The sequence below is a fragment of the Paenibacillus sp. KS1 genome, from assembly GCF_001680695.1.
GTDB lineage: Bacteria > Bacillota > Bacilli > Paenibacillales > Paenibacillaceae > Paenibacillus_B > Paenibacillus_B suaedae.
The window spans coordinates 33,460-50,966 of record NZ_MAIS01000014.1; the positions used below are offsets into that span (position 1 = coordinate 33,460).

A 17,507-nucleotide genomic window follows, 5' to 3' on the forward strand; every position below is an offset into this window, starting at 1 on the left:
TTATATGTCCCCAAAATCAAAATCATTCAATTCGTCAATCATGCTCGCTTCTTCCTCCTTCAACTCACCCATAAGCAATTCTTCGGCCTGTTCGGGTTGGACGCCCCACAATTCCCCAAGCAGCTCTGCTATCATCGCCTTCTCTCTCGGATCGAATGTGCTGAATGCTCGCCGCAGGAAGACGAGTGCTCTTACAAACTCGCTATCATCAAGAGATAGAATATATTCATTCAACTGTTCCCAGAGCGTCATGCGTGACAACAGCGCATAACGATTGCGCATTGATAATCCTTCGAACCACCCCGCACCCAGCTCTGCTGGGATACCTGGGGACAAGCGGCGTGACACCTCCTCTGCACATTGCTGTGCAGAGATGACGTTGCGTTCCATCAATATGGCACAGGCAAATCCGCACAACCGTGGATTCCGATCATCCCGCTCTGCCAAGTGTTGCAATTCTTGCAGCCATAGCGCTTCATCAACCCGTTCGCTATGATCGAGTGATATGCTGTTCAACTCGTTCATCGCGATGATCATGGCATTGGCAGCCTCATCATTGCAGCTGCTGGCATCGAGCAGGAACAGACAAGCGCGGAAGAACAGCTGCTCCAGCAGCGGCAGCAATGGCGTCATATCGATACGTCTTATATCACCGTAACGGATAATCGTAGACAGGTCTCTTGCAGCCGCTGCAATCTGAACGACATCCCGACTATCCACCGCCAGCCGCTGCAGCGCTTGGCGAGCGGCTTCCATCTGCGTCAACATGCCGCACTCGCAGGCCACGCGGATTAACTTGGATGCCTCGTCAATTGTTACGCAGCTATCCAGCCTCTGCTGAAGCTTGTAGGCAGCAGCCACCTCAACTGTCTCTCCCAGCAATGTGGATTCGACGACTTCAATCTCCACTTCCGGCGTCCATTGAAGTATCCAATGCTCGGCCCAGGTTGCTTGCTCTTGCGGGCTCGGCTTCTGCTTCGCAAGCGATATACCAAGCAGAGTCAGCCGATGGAGTAGAAATGAGCGATTCAAGTCAAGAAATGCAGCTTCTTCCGAACTGACGCGACGATTCTCGCGCAGATCAAGCGCCAGATCGGTCGCCACGGCCGTCTTGTACTTCTCCAGCTTCAGCTTGCGCAGCCAACGGTTCAGATCATCCTGAATCGGTGTCTGGCTAACACCATCAGCAAGTGATCCAATTGCAGTTCCGATATCAATTCGCGCTAATGCTTCAGCGATGACAGACAGTTCACCGCGACCGAGCAGTGTAAGTGCCGCATCACGTAAATCCAGCAAGGTCGGCGCACTCCCTCCGTGTAAGGAGGCAAGCGATTGCGCCAGACGTACGGCTTCAATTACCTCTGCTGTTGAGCGATGCGTCCCTGATTCACGCAGTTGACGGGCAACTGCTGATAAATAATGCATGGGCAGATCAGCAAGCGTGCCGTCCAGCATGTGCTCCCACATCAACTGGAAGTAGCCAGGCGCATGATTACCCGCTCCATAACCTGCGCGTGAGGACAATCGATAATAGGAATAAGGCATCAGGGTAAGCTTCGAGCTCCGCTTCGGCAGCTGCGCCACTTCTTCATCCGTCATCGCTGCCGTTAGATCCGCCAGTGCAGAAGCATGATACGCACCGCATATAACGACGATTTTTTCAGGAGCATGGCCTGCGTTTATCGTGTCTTGGATGTTCCGCCGCATATATGCTTCTCTGATCGCGTTGTAGGCATATTCCGTGCGATCGGTCAGTCGTTCTGTCTCTTCTGTTAACAGCCGCATCTCAGCGGAAAAAGCCAATATGGAATCACGATAGGCACCCGGGTTCAAGTTGTGCTCGTAGTTTCGTTCCCAATACGTATCATAGTCAGGCTCCCCTGCCAGCTCGGCAATTCGGCCGTAAATCGAGCGCTGTTCCCCTTCCTGTATCTGTTGTTCAGATGATACAGTCTCCATGCTGTCACTTTCCTCATCAGCAGAATCTCCGCGATGCCGTGTTTCCTGCAAAGCAAGCGTGACAGAGGATGGAAGATCGATAAATGCAGCCTGTGCGCCATGTTGCTCTGCCCATCTCATGGCTTGCAGCTCTGGCGAATAAGCGGAAAATGGCCACATGACCGTCCGCACGGGCAAGTCATCCGTAAAGGCCAAAATGGCGATAGGCGGCTTCGTTACTTCGTTCGTCAAATGACAGATGACCGGCGTCGCATCCGAGGGGCCTTCGATAAGCACAGCTGTAGGCTGTATCCGCCCCAGTTCATCCAACATATGCTTCGCGCCGCCCGGCGATAAGTGCCGAACCCCGAATATGTTCACGGCAGAAGCCGCAACCACGCTCATCACTCGTTCAGCTCCTTACAAGCCGTGTATAGTCCGCGCCATTCCGCGCCGCGCTTTTTCATCACGTTGTCGAGATATTCCTTCCAGACGAGTTTATCCTTAACATCATCCTTCACGATGGCTCCCTGTAGACCAGCCGCCAAGTCCTCATCGCTCAGTTCTCCGCTTCCGAAGCTTGCTGCAAGCGCCATGCTGTTCGTGAGCAGGGATATCGCTTCTGCCGTCGATATGACACCCGCCGGAGACTTCACCTTCTCCTTTCTGTCGACCGTCATGCCGCTGCGCAGCTCACGGAATATGGTCACAACCTTGTGAAGCGCCTCGTCAGAAGGAGCAGCTGTCTGCAAATCATAAGCGGAAGCGATCTCCTGAACGCGCTTCTTCACGATCTCAACCTCGGTATTCATATCCGATGGCGTTGGCAGCACAATAATATTGAATCGGCGCTTCAGGGCAGCCGACATCTCATTGACTCCGCGATCTCTTGTATTTGCTGTCGCAATGATGGAGAAGCCCTTGCGCGCGTTTACTTCCTTGCCGAGCTCAGGCACAGATATTGTCTTCTCCGAAAGTATCGAGATAAGTGCATCCTGCACCTCAGAGGCGCAGCGAGATATTTCCTCAAATCTAGCGATCCCACCAGCCTCCATCGCCCGCATAATTGGGCTCTGAACAAGCGCTTCCGGCGTAGGTCCGTTCGCAAGCAGCATCGCGTAATTCCACGAGTACCGTACATGTTCTTCGCTCGTCCCAGCAGTTCCTTGTACAACAAGACCGGAATGACCGTAAATGGCGGCAGTCAAATTCTCGGAAAGCCATGACTTGGCTGTACCCGGTTCCCCGATCAGAAGGAGTGCTCGGTCTGTCACAAGTGTTGCAATCGCCATTTCCACTAATCGTCTGTTGCCGATATATTTGGGTGTAATTGTCGTCTTTCCTGCCTTGCCTCCCGTGATGAACGTGAGCACCGCTTGCGGAGACATTTGCCATCCTGTTGGAATCTTTCCTTTGTCCGCCTTGCGTAGTGCCGCAATCTCATCCTCATACAATCGCTCGGCTGAGAGTCTCATGATATCCTGCATTTGCTGTTGGCTCGTTGCCATCTCATCATCTCCCCTGACGTTTAAGCTCGTTACGCGCACCTGTCTTTTAGCTCTGACATATGCGCCTGCAATTTCAATTTCCGTGTTTGAAGAGCGCTATACCGATTTTGACGCAATCACCGCTTGCTTCTTCTCCATCTGTTCCACGACATAGCGCAGCTGTTCACCGGCCGTATACTTGTATGTAGGAAGAACCAATGACAAGCGAGCGTGATACGAGGCTGGCAGCTCATATAAGCACTCAAACACATTTCCATCAAATGTGTAACAATTCGAATTTTTTTTGTTCTCGATAGCTCCCACTAAAGCTTCCCAAATTACTTCTTCAGGCGCGTCAGCTCGCTTCAATCCAGACAAAATCAACCCAGCGTACGTATTGCGGAATTCAGGATGCTGCTCCAACTTCCTCAACATAAACTTGGCGCTTCTTTCATGTCCCGGTCGTGCAAAAGCACAGACGAGCTCAAGCTCATTCTGCTCAATGAACCAATCCAGCCAGCGCTCATCCCATGCAGCAAGAATAAGCGGAAGTGGTTGAATGACAATCGTGTACAGTGACGTCATTCCGTTGGAATAGCTCCACTGTGCAGGAACCTCAACATATTCCCTGGACAGTACCAGTGCTTCGATTGTGGAGCACAGTTCCTTCTTCCTTCTCTGCATCTCTTTGTTCGTCTGCATCTTCCACTTGTTCCGCATCGATTCTACATAGTGATCGTACATTGCCTCTGGTGATAACAGCTTGAACGAGGCGCGAACAGCATAAGACATGAATCGTACGTCAAGGTCTTCAATTTTCCGCAAATGAGCAAGTGCCTCTTCCGAATTCTCGGTTTCCATATACCAAGCGACGGTGTGGAGCAGCTCCAGCCATTGGAAGGGTCTATATTCTTCGTAGCGGTTCACGAAATTCGAATATACGTCGTAGAGTTCTGCGCACCGCTTCTCATCCAATGCACGCACTACATATCGGATCCTCGTCCAAGCCGCATCCAGCTTCTTCTTATCGTCTGCGAGTTCCAACGCTGCTCTCAAATCGCGATCCAAATCCTGCACCAACTGGGCAGTCAGCTGCGGATGAACACATTCAGCTGCCGCTTCTGAGGCAAGTTCAATATCCTTGCTGGCAAACGCTTCATGCAACCGTGCCACCGCTCTGTCTGTTCCATAGCTCGCAAGCGTATGATATGCGGATTCCCGAATCGCCTTCTTCTTGTCCTTCGTCCAATCAAGAACCGATTCTTCATATTGGATATAGGCTGATAATAATCGGATTGCTGTCGATCTCACTTCATCCGAGCCGGATTGGGCCGCTTCATAGATAAACGCTGCCACGTCTTCTCCGCCGACGGTACCGATGACGCGAAGCTTTCTCGCTTCCAGCTTGCCGCCATCGATTTGGAATGTCTTCATCAGATGTGGTACGACTTGCGAACCGTAGGAAGGAAGAATCTTATCCGTAGTCAGATCTGCAATTTCCGTATAGGGGTCTCCAAGTGCTGCAATCGCATACTGGAGCAAGCGCAGATCGGCGAACATTCCGTCCTCGAATGCCTGTAAGATCACTTCATAGCGTCCTCCGCCTGTTGTCGTTAATGCTTCTTGCACCGCCGCCAGCTTGCGGTAGGACAGCTTCGTAGACAGATTGCTCGGATAGCTCTCCATGTCAGTCAACTGCCCTGCCGGAGCCGAGCTTCCCTGCGTATATAAGACGGAATGAAGGAGCATTCCAATGTCCTGCAGCGTCTCCGCTGAAGATTGCTCCTTGCCCGCAGGAGGCTCAATTAATGATGCAATTCCTTCTGCCAGCCGCTTGAAAATGGGGGCCCGCTCACCTAGCTGCTGAAACTGCGGAAGTAGTCGCTTTAGACGGAAGTCGCCTACTGCCAAATCACTGCCTGCAATATATAGTCGCCGTACTTCTTGATGAAGCTCTTGCAACAATGCTGTACTCATGGCCAATCCTCCTTAATACATGAGACGGATCATTTCCGCATCCTTCATTATTGTTAATGGCTGTGCAAGCAATCGTCCGCTTGCAAGTCGGTGCTCGAACATGACCAGCATCGAAGCATCCTTCGTCCAATCGGTTGGGAGCAGCGGAAGCAGAGACACTGTGGAATGATGAGAAGCGCACACATCATCCAGCACGATCTGCTGGCCCGCTTCATCCAACACTACATATTCATTCTTATCTGTCTGCTTTATGTCTGACACATGAAGGAGCATCACTGGATTTTTATCGCCGAGCGGATTTTTTAGCTGATTTTTCACTTTCTTGAGTACATCAGCATACGAACGCTGTGCATGTGCGGACAAGCATTCCACATCTTCCGCTCCTACTACTCTGGTAATCAATTCATCCCAGCGTACTCTGCGATTCATCTCTCCCGGATATCGATAGAGCGTCTTCACTTGTGCAACATCGAAGAAGCTATCATCTGCACGCATTTGCTTAGCCGCCTTATACGGACGATACTGCATCGTGCGATGAATATCACCAGTTTCTCTCTCCATCCAATAGCCCTGATCGACATATTCTTGTCGAGCTTGATCATCATAGCTGAGGAAGGAGAGTTGAATAAGCTCCACATTCTCGCTCATCAATCCGCATTCTTTCAATTCGTTAAGCTGCCATGCATGACCCAGCCACTCTTCTACGGTGCTTTCGTGATCCAATGCCAGTTCCGGATCATCCAGCTTCGCAGTCAGATGGCTCCGCCCCTTCTTAATGAAAGCATGTAGGAGAGTCAACTGCTCCATTACATTGGTATAGATGGTTTCTCGATCTTCATCACTCGATAAATATAAGGCCAATCTGCGGAGTTCATTCTGCGCCCCAGGCAAATAGTGATTCCCTAGCTGCTTGGCATGATCCTGAATCATCTTAATCGTCTTCGTATCAATCGTACCGATGCCCCCGCGCACGAGCGACAGCACCAGCTTCTCTAACGTCTCCAGTCCGTCCAGCTGTGCCTGAACTTTCTTCTTCAGCGCGGACTTGTTTACTTTCTTCGGCTTCGGCTCGGCTCCATCCGCCGCTTGCTGCTGCTTCTTTTCTTCGCGTTTCTCGGCCTTCTCCCGTTTAGAGATGATATCCTCAGGAACTGGCGCAATTGAGAACTCCTCTCCACCTACATAAGCATATAGCAGCCCAAGCGCATGCTTGCATGGCAGCTGCCTGCTTGGACAGGAACAGCGCAGAATTGGCTTCTCAGGCTGGATGAAGTCTGCCGAGCATTGATAATTCGATTTGCCGCTGCCCGAGCATTCCCCAAATAAGAGTGAACCGTCCTCCGAGCGGTTCAACTGTACGAAGCTCCGCTTTTTCACGAGCCCCTGTCCATTCTTGATGGCTGAGGCGTTCGGAGCAAGTGAATCTACGTATGACTCTGTAATTTCGATCATGTTGATTCCTCCTATCTGTCCAATGTCAACTATCCTTTTTATGTACTCGATTCCTATTCATACAACCACTTGCCAAAGTAATGCTCAACCGCATGATCGGAATACCCATCCTCTCCACGCCAGTTTACAACAGCGAAGAAGTCGTTTTTCCCACCCCTGCCTGGCCTGTTCTCCGAACCAGCTCGCAGCACACCCGCATAAGACAAAATTTCCATCATCACATCGCGTTCCTGTTTATTGGATGGCAGCACATTGCTTAAGTTCTTCTCCAATTGACGCGCAGCATCGCTAGGCTGGCAGCTTTTTATCGCGGTCAGCATATGTTTGAGAATGGTCACGTCCTCTTCCGTAACGTCAACCGCCCCTTCTGCTAGGAGCTGTTCCAGATCTAATAGACAATATAGGATATGGTTAAGACGAACGCCTCCCCATTTCATCCGCTCGAAATTCAGAACATTGATATCTTCATTCGTATAGGATTCAAGAACGGCAATCCCGCTCTTGTCACATTCATAGCAATCCCCATACATCGCGTACGTGCTGCTCTTGCATCTACCGATATTGCTCTCAAATTGATGGGGTAGCAAACTATGTGTTAGTGCCCAACTGGAGAGCGCACTTCGCAAATGCACCTTACGCGTAGACAGGCTGTGCAGGAAGGCTTGTGCCACCATCTCCTTCGTAATCAATTTATGCAATTCTACGATGCGCAGCACACATTCATCGTGACTCATTGTCACGGGATCGAACATCAGACCTTTGTCCTTAGCGTACTCGAAATCCTCCCCAACGAACGTTATCGTACGAGTATCTTTCCATCCCGCACTGCTCCAGAACGTTTTCATCAATATCTGCTTCGCCTTCTTGTCCACTTCGTCCTCCTTCAAATTCGCCACATTCGTGTCATTTTGATGAAAGTTTGCGAACATACGTTTCTTTTTATTGTGAAAAAAAACGCCGAAAGCAGTGCTTCGACGAATCTCTTCTTCATAATAACGAATTTATAAGCTAACAGTACAGGTCACTTAGTCCCATTCCTATCAATTCTTCCCTACTTATTTATAGGAATATAGTACCACTTGATATATTCAGAACTACTTATTGATTGTTATCGCTAGTGCATTCACAGCCATTATGCCCTTCTCCAATTGCTTCCCCCCTATTGGATTTATACAGCTATAGTACATGTTGCCCTACGATTTCGTTCACTCTATAAGACATGAAAAATCACCTCCAATGTCATTGGAGAGGATTCATAAGTAAATTTCATTTGCTCTACTCTATAGGTTCATGCAAACTTGAAGATCATGATTGCGTCTGGCATCGAGCTTCATCCCAGGCAGATTTGAAAGCTGCAATGCTTGGAAATCGTTGGTCTCTATCCTGCTGAACGGCTTGCAGAGCGATCTCATACAGCGCTTGTCCCGCTTCCCAGCGTTCCAGAGCGTGATTTCGTTCCCCACCTAACAGTCCAAAAGCAATGGCTCCTAAATTGTACACATTCGTTCGGGAATCGATCGGCGCGCCTAATTCGTATTCCTCTGGCGATTTGGATCGCACCGCTCCCCAGAATTGTTCCCCGATATCATTGACCGTAGGAGATCTCCGATAAAAGTCGATGTCACAAATCTTCGTTCGATTTGTAGTGAAATCATATAGGATACTTCCATCATAAAAATCTACTGCCACATATCCCTGTGCTTCCACATGCTCATGAAATGAGAAAATGACATCCAATGAGTTCAATCGCTGCTGCATGGGAAGATGCCGATGTCGATAAAATGGAGATCTTGGATCATGATACTTAGCCGGCGGCGGGAACGACCAGTGGGAATGAAGACATTCCCCATTGAACCACTCAAAAACAGCGGCATAGCCACCGCCCTGAACCTCAAAGTGCTCCAATAACTCAATCAAGTTCGGATGCTTCAGTGCCGTATATAATGGAACCGCCGCTTTTAACCGCTCGATGGCAACTTCCGGCTCGCCTGTATACTCCTTCGTTCTAGCACCTGCATATTTAATAAATCGCTTGCGCCCTTCCTGCTCAACGCCAAACGCAATATTCCCCGAATCCTGCTCGTCGAATACACAGAATACATGCCCATACTTGTGAATCCAATCGAAAGAATGAGCTTCCCTGAGCTCAAATGCTACATTTCCTAGCTGAATCGTTACAGAAGTGAATGATTGTGTTGTCACGATGCTTCCCCTCTCATCCTATCGGGGCTGCCGCAGTTTCGTGGGCTACTTATGCGTTGACCCCATCTCGTTGATACACCCAATTCATTTTCGTCGTTTTTGCCATAGCACAACGCCTCCTTCACTGTTCACGTTTCTCCAACCTATCACATTCATTAGCTACATACAATAGAACTACAATTAAGCTTGCTTCCTTTCTACCACAACATCGTTGTAAGTTCTTAGCGGTCTGTCTTCGAAGAAGTCGATAATCATCTCATTGAAAATATCTTTGCGCATTGTGCTCAGAGGATCATAAGCATCTTTGAACAAGGCGAGTATCGCATGATTGATTTGATCATAAATGGTACGAGACCCTTTCCCCTCGTCAATACCAGTCATTACCTTTCCTTCTCCCCCCATGACTAAAGCTGTTGACTGAATGCGGTGCAGTTCATTCGTATGCGTCGGGAAAGGAGCCTTTTTCATAGCAAGAAGCATCTTCTTATCGATTGAGAAAGAATTGCGTAAAATTCGCTGTGTATAGGGATCATCCTTGTAAAACTTCATCATGAGATTCACGATTGTACGGTAAGGAAGCAGGCTGAAAATAAAATTGGAAATGGACAGCATCCAGCCTGCTGCAGCCGTCGGCATTTCACTATAGCTGTTTGAAATGACTAGCTTATCTATGTATTCTGGATACCGGATCGCAAGCAGGGTCGCCAATTGTCCGCCCTGCGAGACACCGATAACATGAACTTTATTCAGTCTAAGCTCATCCAAGAAACACTTCAAATCTTCAACAATCACGTAATGATCATATTTGCCTTCTGGAAATTCCTTAGTCGAATCGCCATGTCCTCTATAATCCGGCATAATCATGCTGTACCGTTCGGAGAAGGCTTCGAATTGCGGCTCCCACATTCGCCATGATGATCCACTGCCATGCAGAAATAAGACAGGCGTACCCTTTCCTTTACGCTCATAATTCATGATCATCCCATTCACAACTGCCTTCGGCATGATGCTGTTTCCCCCTAGTTATGACTGTCCTTATGTTGACGTTGTTCCTGCCACTGAACTAGAATTTGCTTCATTTGATGGACGACAAAATCAAAAAACTCGATGCTTTCATCCATTTTCACTTTTGCTTGTTCATCCGATGCGATGGACTTCGCCCGCCTCACGTAATTCCCCATCATTCCCCCTTGCGCAATGCTCGTATGCAAGATCGATGTCCAAGCATCTGGGTGCAGTTCATAGTAATCCCGTTTGCTTCCGGGGATACCTACTTTGCGAAATAAGGATACTTGAACTCCTTGACGAACAGATAAGGATGCTGTGCCTTTACTAATCTGCAAGTCCAGCACCATTTGATCAAGCGAACGCGGCTCTCCTGCTAGCAGCAGATAGCCCCATATTTTCCCGAGTGAGCGTGCACCCCCTGATGATTCGATATACGTTCCGAAATCCCCTATTAAAGATTGCTGTGCATCATTTAATGTCATCTTGTTCAAGCCTAAACCTCCTAATGATTATTCATTATGTTTTGTACGTTTAATATATATTAAACATTATAAACGGGAAATAGCAAGCATTTTCCACTGAAGAAATAAAAGAAGGGCATCTCAACAGTGTTGATGATATCCCTTCTCTTTTGGTTGGTTATCGTAGCCTTGCCTGCCTTATTCGTCTTTGTCCACATCGATATCTTTCACTTCTTCAGGCAGTTCCTTCGAAGCACCCGGTACATCACGTTGCTTGTAGCGAATCTCTTCCGATGAGTAAACACTAATATGTACGCTTCCCCCGTTGGCAAAGGCTCGGATCAATATCGGTTGATTATAATGATTATGGAAGGTAAAGTCGGGGCCATTCCAGCTTACCGTTGCATCACGACCAGGCGGTACATAGGTTACATTCCTAGAGTGAGAATAGCGCTTCACAATCTGAAGTCCTGCTCGGTCGACAGCGTTGAACAGGGTGGATGATATCTGACATATGCCGCCCCCTATTCCTTCTGACAATTCCCCCTTCACGATGATAGGCGCACGCACATACCCTCTCTCTTCCGTGCGCTGCCCAACAACTTTATTAAAAGAGAACGTCTCTCCTGGAAATAGGACGTGATTGTTAATCGCCTCAGCAGCAAGTTTTATATTCATAGAACGGTTTTTATTGTTCGTATTATAGAAGGTTGTGTAATGACCAATTTCCTTCTCACGAATATGCGATAGGAGTTCACTGTCTACTTTTGGATAGACAATCTGCATCGGCACCTCTATCCTCATCGAACCGCTATTGACGATGTATTTATAAAACTGCTCGATAAATGATTCTCGATCCAGCCGCATTCCATTTTTCTCAGGAATAATCCCACCATAACCATTCAATGCTGCATTAATCGGAGCAATGGCTACTTGGCGATCTATCGCTTTCATCAGCTTGTCTAATTGTTGCTCGTTCACAATAGCAGCACCAGGAAGTAAATAATCCGCACGGTGAGCAGATGCGATTTGTTGGCCATGATGTCCAATAAGGATTGGTTCCGATACGGTTGGCCGTGGGAGCAGCAATAGCACTAACCAGAGAAGTTGCAGATACATGTTATTCTCCTTTATGACAATTCCTCATCCTTGAGGCACAACTGAACCCATTCCACTTGCATGAAATAATTGCCGCTACCTTATCCTTTTCTTATTCCAAACGATATATACATGCTCTACCAGTTCGCGCTGAGTTTTGCATTTTATGACTGTTATTTTCATGACTGTGGTCACTTTATTGTTCATGTTTCATGAAAATGATATGATATACATACGTAAAGTTAGTACTAACCTATAGACAGAGAGGATTTGTTGCATGGCTAGAGTTCATAAGAAAATGTCCGTTCTAGACATCTTGAAGAGATTCATCTTCATCACGTCTGGTGCAATTCTAATGGGGGTCGCGTTGGAATTGTTCCTCGTCCCTAACAGTGTGATCGATGGCGGAATAACAGGGATCTCCATCGTAATATCCAAGCTAACCGGAATTCCGCTAGGCGTGTTCATCTTCCTTATTAACCTTCCGTTTCTCATCATCGGATACAAGCAAATCGGGAAAACATTTGCATTTTCCACCTTATATGGAATCATAGTCATGTCCGGAACGACATTTTGGCTGCATCCTTACAGCGCATTCACGAATGAGAAAATCTTGGCGGTACTGTTCGGTGGCTTTATTCTCGGTCTCGGTGTTGGTCTCGTTCTTCGCTTCGGTGGATCACTGGATGGTACTGAGATCGTAGCTATTCTCGTGTCCAAGAAGACTCGGGTGCCAGTTGGTCAAATTATTCTCTTTATTAACGTGTTCATCTTTATTATTGCTGGGTTTGTCTTCGGTTGGGATTCAGCAATGTATTCCATCTTTACTTTCTATATTGCTTCGAAGGTGATGGATATTGTCGTTGAGGGCTTGAATGAATCGAAGTCGGTAACCATCATATCGCAGGAGTATGAGGAAGTATCAGAAGCAATTCAGAGCCGCTTGGGTCGAAGCACGACCTTCATCTACGGCAGAGGCGGTTACAGCAAGGAAGATACCCAAATTATCTATTGTGTCGTTACCCGTCTGGAGCTTGCGAAGCTGAAGTCTGTTGTCCAAGAGATTGACAGCAAGGCGTTCATTGCGATCGAAAGTGTATCGGATGTACTCGGAGGCAACTTCCAGAAGAACGATATCCACTAATCACAAATCCCCTGCATGTCTCAGCGCTTCGCTGACGTATGCAGGGGATTCTCTAATTTACATCCCTAATTAGCTTGTGTAGGCGCGGTACATGGCATCCAGCAACGTATGAGTATGGTCGCAGCTATATTCCCAGAACATAACGCCGGCAATTCCCTGCTCCATCACATACTTGCACTTGTGCGTTAAGGATTCTGGATCGTCATACGTAATAAAGCTATGTCCGTCGTACAAGTATGGAGATTTCGCTTCCTCATCCCAATGACGAACGAATCCATTCTTGTCGATATATTCCGCAACCAGCTTCGTATAATCAGGTCCATACCCACCCGATCCAGGCGCCATTTGCAAGTAGCCATTATTCGTATTCGGCACATCCTTCCACATTCTTGAATAGAAGGCAGCACCGATGACAATCTTCTCTCTAGGCACTCCTGCAGCAGCGAATAACCGTACAGATGCATCTACGCTAATGCGGAACAAGTCGCCAGTCGATGTGTACAAGTTCGTGTGATGACCGGTCAAGGTTTGGAAGCCGCCGCGCATATCGTATGTCATGAGCTGAATGAAGTCCAAATACGAATGGATCACATCCATTTCTGTACCATCGATATAGTATTGGTCTGCCCCTGCTGCAATCGTCAGCAGATAGTGTCTTCCGTCTGCTTGCCCCTTGGCGTCAAGCACCTCGCGCAGTTCCTTGAGAAGCAAGGTGAAGTTTTGCTTATCATTCGGGCTGGAAGCAATTCCTGCCTCCGAATAGCATGGGTACTCCCAGTCAAGGTCGATGCCATCGAATGGTGCTGTCTCTAAGACTCGCACTGCAGACTCTGCGAACAGCCGTCTTCCTTCAGCTGTCGACGCAGCCTCAGAGAACCCGCCTGCACTCCACCCGCCCACAGACAGTAGAATGAGCAGTTCAGGGTTGTAAGACTTCAATACTTGCAATTGAGACAAATTCTGCAAATGATCAATCGTAATGCAGTCGTTCTTCACATGACCAAATGCCACGTTCAAATGAGTTAGTTTCTTCGCATCTTCTGCTGTAACATTCGGCAGTACAGAATCACCTGCATAACCCGCTAAAATCAGCTTGTTGCTGCTCATGCTGTCGTCTTCCTCTCTCCACGTTGTGTTCTCTATGATTGCAACTTCCTAGTTGTGTGTAACCACGGCACCGGAACCGCCATACATATCCAGTTCGCCTTCCAGTTCAATCTTCAATACCGTTACATTCTCATGCGCATCTTCCTGCGTCATATGTATCCATGTTGTACCCGGAATATTGAACCACGGCACACCGCCTTGAATCTCATAAGTTAATTCCTTGCCAGAATGAAGCACCGTAATCTTTTTAATTTTATTCGAGAGACCTTTTAAGCAAACGCTTTCTTTCGGATCATCATATACGAACAAATATAACGTCTGACGATCCTTGGACACGGTACTGCCGCCCAAGTAATAACGAGTATGAATGCCTTCATCCGTCTCATAAATAGCCTCTTCATGCGTCCGAATCCAGTTGCCCAGACCAATGAGCGTCTCTTCCTGACGCTGCGGAATTGTTCCGTCCTCCATTGGCCCTACATCCAACAGCATATTCCCGCCCATCGTAATGCAGTCACAGAACATTCGAATAATTTGATTCAATGTTTTATAATAATCATCATCGTGTTGATAGCCCCATGAGCTGTTGATGGTCGTGCAGAACTCCCATGGCCCTACTGGTCTTGTAATTGGCAAGCCCTGTTCCGGAGTCTTGTAGTCCCCATGCCCTTGAAGCCTGGAGTTAATGATAAGCTCAGGGTTGAACGACAGCAGGTAATCCTTGAACGCTGGCAAATTCCACTGTTCTGCGCTGCGTTCCCAATCCCCGTCGAACCACAGCAGATCCACCTTGCCATAGTCAGTAAGCAATTCACGCAATTGATTGTTATTGAATTCTAGGAAGCGCTGCCATGCCTCTTCATCCTGTACACCATCGGTCGGACTGCAGAAGCGGTTCACTTTGCTCAAATCCTCAGGCACATTCCCGCCTTCGTACACACTTGCATAATCTGGATGTGACCAGTCTATCAAGGAATAGTACATACCAAGCTTAATACCGCGATCTGTAAGCGCCTTGGCATACTCTTTGATAAGATCACGCTTGGCAGGCGTCTTCTTCACAACGTTCAAGTCACTGTACTTCGTATCCCACAATGCAACGCCATCATGATGCTTCGTTGTCAGAACTGCATATTTCGCACCAGACTTCTCGAAGAGGTCTGCCCACTTGTCTGCATCGAACTTGCTTGCCGTAAATCCATCGAGCTGCTTCATGTAGTCTTCATACGACACTCTTCCATTATAGAAAGACCAGGATTCTGAAATCCCATCGACCGCATAAATGCCATAATGAATGAAAATCCCAAGCTTCGCCTTCTCAAACCACGGTTGTACCATTGTTGTGCCCTCCCATATTCTAGTTGTACAATTCGTATTATCGCACATTTTGGCAGAAAAGTGTTAGCGAAAACATTCCGCGCCACACCTAACTTTTTCACAGTTAGATGTGGCGCGGAATCCAAGTGGCAGACACGCCATATTTGGTTGTTGAAGCCTGGTTATTTCGTAATATCAATAAAGCCTTCTCCGAACACATCCCTAACATCATGAATCGTAATAAATGCATCCTTATCTGTTGCTCGGACGATTTTCTTCAGGGTTGATACTTCCTGCTTACTAATAACAATGTACAGTACTTGCTTCCGATCCTTCGTATAATAACCATGTCCTTCCAGCACCGTCACTCCACGATCCATGACGACATTCACTTGCTCCGCGATCCGATCATGCTCCACGGAAATAATCGTAACCGCCTTCTTCGGATTCAATCCTTCGATAATGAAATCCATCACTTTCGTCCCTACATACAGCATCGCAATAGTTAGCATCAAGCCTTGCGGTCCAATGATGAAGAACGACGCGAATGCCACAATGAGGTCGAAGAACAATAATGCGTAACTTACATTCCAATCCAAATACTTGTTCATAATGCGAGCCAAAATCGTCGAGCCTGCTGTTGTGCCCCCAACTCGGATGATAAGACCGATCCCGACACCTGCGAAAATACCGCCAAAAATCGCATTGATCATGAGCTCATTGGATGCAATCCGCCAGCTCTCCGTCAAATGCAGGAATAATGAGTTGAACACAACTGCAATGATGGTATAGATCGTCGTTTTCTTATCCAAGAATTTGTAGCCAACGACTAGCAATACCGCATTTAAGATCAGGTTCATCAATCCTGGTGACCATTCGAACAGATAGTAGAGAATAATGGTGACCCCTGTTACCCCGCCCTCACCGAAATCATTGGGGATGACAAACAAGTTAACTGCTAATGCAAAAATGAAAGCGCCTGCGATAATGATAGCAATATCCGTAATTCTTTTTTTCATGAAAGCCCGTCCTTTATGTATGAAAATCATCTGTCCGAATTATCTCATCAAACTAAAGCAGTGAAAATTGATTCATGAATATACGGGTGTTCCCCTAGTATGGATATACATGCAGCCGGTACATTAAGTATTCCGCTCTTATGACACGACAATACAAAAACAACTGAGCGTTCCCACTCAGTTGTTCTTGCATCATTCCTAGCAATCCTTATCATCTTATGCAAAGATATCGGATTGTTTGACACGATCGTTCAGCATTGTAAAGTCTTTGTCTTGCAAAGGCTCTACCTTACCCTTTTGATACCCGCTTCCCTTCGTGGAGAAGAAGTCATGTGTACTTGTTTCGGTACGGATACCGTTCAAGACAACGGGGTTAACATCTTCTTCTGGGAAGTATTGCTCAAAGCCCAAGTTCATAAGCGCTTTGTTGCCGTTGTAACGAATGTACTTCTTAACTTCATGTGTAAGTCCAATTGCATCATACAGCTGCTCGGTGTATTCAAGCTCGTTCTCGTACAATTCAAGCATCAGCTTGTTCACGAATTGGGACAACTCACGCTGCACATCCGCACTTTGCTTATTGTAAATTTCCTGTGCAAGCAAGCCTACGAACACACCATGGACGCTCTCGTCGCGGATGATCAGCTTAATGATCTCACCGCTTGCTACCATCTTGCCTTGTCCAGCCAAGTACAGTGGATAGAAGAAGCCGGAATAGAACAGGAAGCTCTCCAAGAATACCGATGCCACCATCGCTTTGTACAAGCTGATTGGATCGTTGTCTTGAATGCCCTTATATAGGCCGTCAATGATTGCTGTCTTCTTCTGCAGGTGCTTATTGTCTTTTACCCAATCGAATGTCTCATCAATCATTGCCGTGCTAGCAACCGTCGTAAAGATGGTGCTGTAGCTCTTCGCATGAATTTCTTCCATTGCCGCTTGGAAGATCAGAATTGCCTTCTTCTGCTTCCCTTCTACATGCTGCGCAATAACCGGCATTCCCACGTTCCCTTGTTCTGTATCCAGCAATGTCAAGCCGCCAAGCACATGCATATAGGCAAGTTTCTCATCATCGGACATTTTCGTCCAAGACTTCAAGTCCTTCGAGATTGGAATCTCCGTATCAAGCCAGAATTGGGACGTATTTTGCGTCCACAGCATTTCCATATAATCCGATTCAGGTCTGTTCCAGTTAACAGCTTCAAAGTTTCTCATCTACGAATCTCCTTCTAGAGGTAATTCAAAAAGACCGCTTTTGATCACGAAGTAATCTACACAGTGCTCGGTGCTGAAAACC

14 protein-coding genes are annotated in these 17,507 nt (G+C 47.4%); 1 reads left to right on the forward strand and 13 read right to left on the reverse strand.

What is annotated here, in order from left to right; all coding sequences use genetic code 11:
* The 9 genes from BBG47_RS06980 to BBG47_RS07020 form a co-directional block, all read right to left on the reverse strand.
* A complete protein-coding gene (locus BBG47_RS06980) occupies positions 1-2,343 on the reverse strand; it encodes a DUF5682 family protein (RefSeq protein WP_065291122.1) in 2,343 nt (780 codons plus the stop codon).
* A complete protein-coding gene (locus BBG47_RS06985) occupies positions 2,343-3,446 on the reverse strand; it encodes an AAA family ATPase (RefSeq protein WP_065291123.1) in 1,104 nt (367 codons plus the stop codon). Before BBG47_RS06985 ends, BBG47_RS06980 begins: the two co-directional genes overlap by 1 nt.
* A gap of 96 nt (positions 3,447-3,542) precedes the next feature.
* Positions 3,543-5,402, reverse strand: coding sequence for a HEAT repeat domain-containing protein (locus BBG47_RS06990; protein ID WP_065291124.1), 1,860 nt, complete (start codon positions 5,400-5,402; stop codon positions 3,543-3,545).
* A gap of 12 nt (positions 5,403-5,414) precedes the next feature.
* Complete coding sequence (locus BBG47_RS06995; protein ID WP_065291125.1) at positions 5,415-6,854, reverse strand: SWIM zinc finger family protein; 1,440 nt, start codon at positions 6,852-6,854, stop codon at positions 5,415-5,417.
* Positions 6,855-6,907: 53 nt separating this feature from the next.
* Complete coding sequence (locus BBG47_RS07000; RefSeq protein ID WP_065291163.1) at positions 6,908-7,726, reverse strand: hypothetical protein; 819 nt, start codon at positions 7,724-7,726, stop codon at positions 6,908-6,910.
* Positions 7,727-8,159: 433 nt separating this feature from the next.
* Positions 8,160-9,059, reverse strand: coding sequence for a serine/threonine-protein kinase (locus BBG47_RS07005; protein ID WP_483310702.1), 900 nt, complete (start codon positions 9,057-9,059; stop codon positions 8,160-8,162).
* 177 nt (positions 9,060-9,236) lie between these two features.
* Positions 9,237-10,061 (reverse strand): alpha/beta fold hydrolase, encoded by an 825-nt coding sequence (locus tag BBG47_RS07010; protein WP_065291127.1) that lies wholly within the window; start codon positions 10,059-10,061, stop codon positions 9,237-9,239.
* Positions 10,062-10,075: 14 nt separating this feature from the next.
* Positions 10,076-10,555 (reverse strand): GbsR/MarR family transcriptional regulator, encoded by a 480-nt coding sequence (locus BBG47_RS07015; protein ID WP_065291128.1) that lies wholly within the window; start codon positions 10,553-10,555, stop codon positions 10,076-10,078.
* Positions 10,556-10,723: 168 nt separating this feature from the next.
* On the reverse strand, positions 10,724-11,644 hold the full coding sequence (locus tag BBG47_RS07020; RefSeq protein ID WP_065291129.1) for a VanW family protein: 921 nt from the start codon (positions 11,642-11,644) through the stop codon (positions 10,724-10,726).
* Between the two features lie 256 nt (positions 11,645-11,900).
* On the opposite strand from BBG47_RS07020, the gene BBG47_RS07025 reads away from it, so the two are divergent.
* Entirely contained in the window at positions 11,901-12,767 is an 867-nt protein-coding gene (locus BBG47_RS07025; protein WP_065291130.1) for a YitT family protein, read from the forward strand.
* Between the two features lie 69 nt (positions 12,768-12,836).
* On the opposite strand, the gene BBG47_RS07030 is transcribed toward BBG47_RS07025, so the two are convergent.
* The 4 genes from BBG47_RS07030 to nrdF form a co-directional block, all read right to left on the reverse strand.
* Entirely contained in the window at positions 12,837-13,874 is a 1,038-nt protein-coding gene (locus BBG47_RS07030; RefSeq protein ID WP_065291131.1) for a glycoside hydrolase family 18 protein, read from the reverse strand.
* A 48-nt stretch (positions 13,875-13,922) separates the two neighbouring features.
* Positions 13,923-15,212: an alpha-L-fucosidase gene (locus BBG47_RS07035; protein ID WP_065291132.1), complete on the reverse strand. Its 1,290-nt coding sequence runs from the start codon at positions 15,210-15,212 to the stop codon at positions 13,923-13,925.
* Between the two features lie 161 nt (positions 15,213-15,373).
* The gene (locus tag BBG47_RS07040; protein WP_065291164.1) at positions 15,374-16,210 is read right to left on the reverse strand and encodes a YitT family protein; all 837 of its coding nucleotides are present in this window, start codon (positions 16,208-16,210) and stop codon (positions 15,374-15,376) included.
* Positions 16,211-16,426: 216 nt separating this feature from the next.
* Positions 16,427-17,425, reverse strand: a complete 999-nt coding sequence (gene nrdF, locus BBG47_RS07045) for a class 1b ribonucleoside-diphosphate reductase subunit beta (protein WP_021260297.1) — start codon at positions 17,423-17,425, stop codon at positions 16,427-16,429.
* Positions 17,426-17,507: the final 82 nt, after the last annotated feature.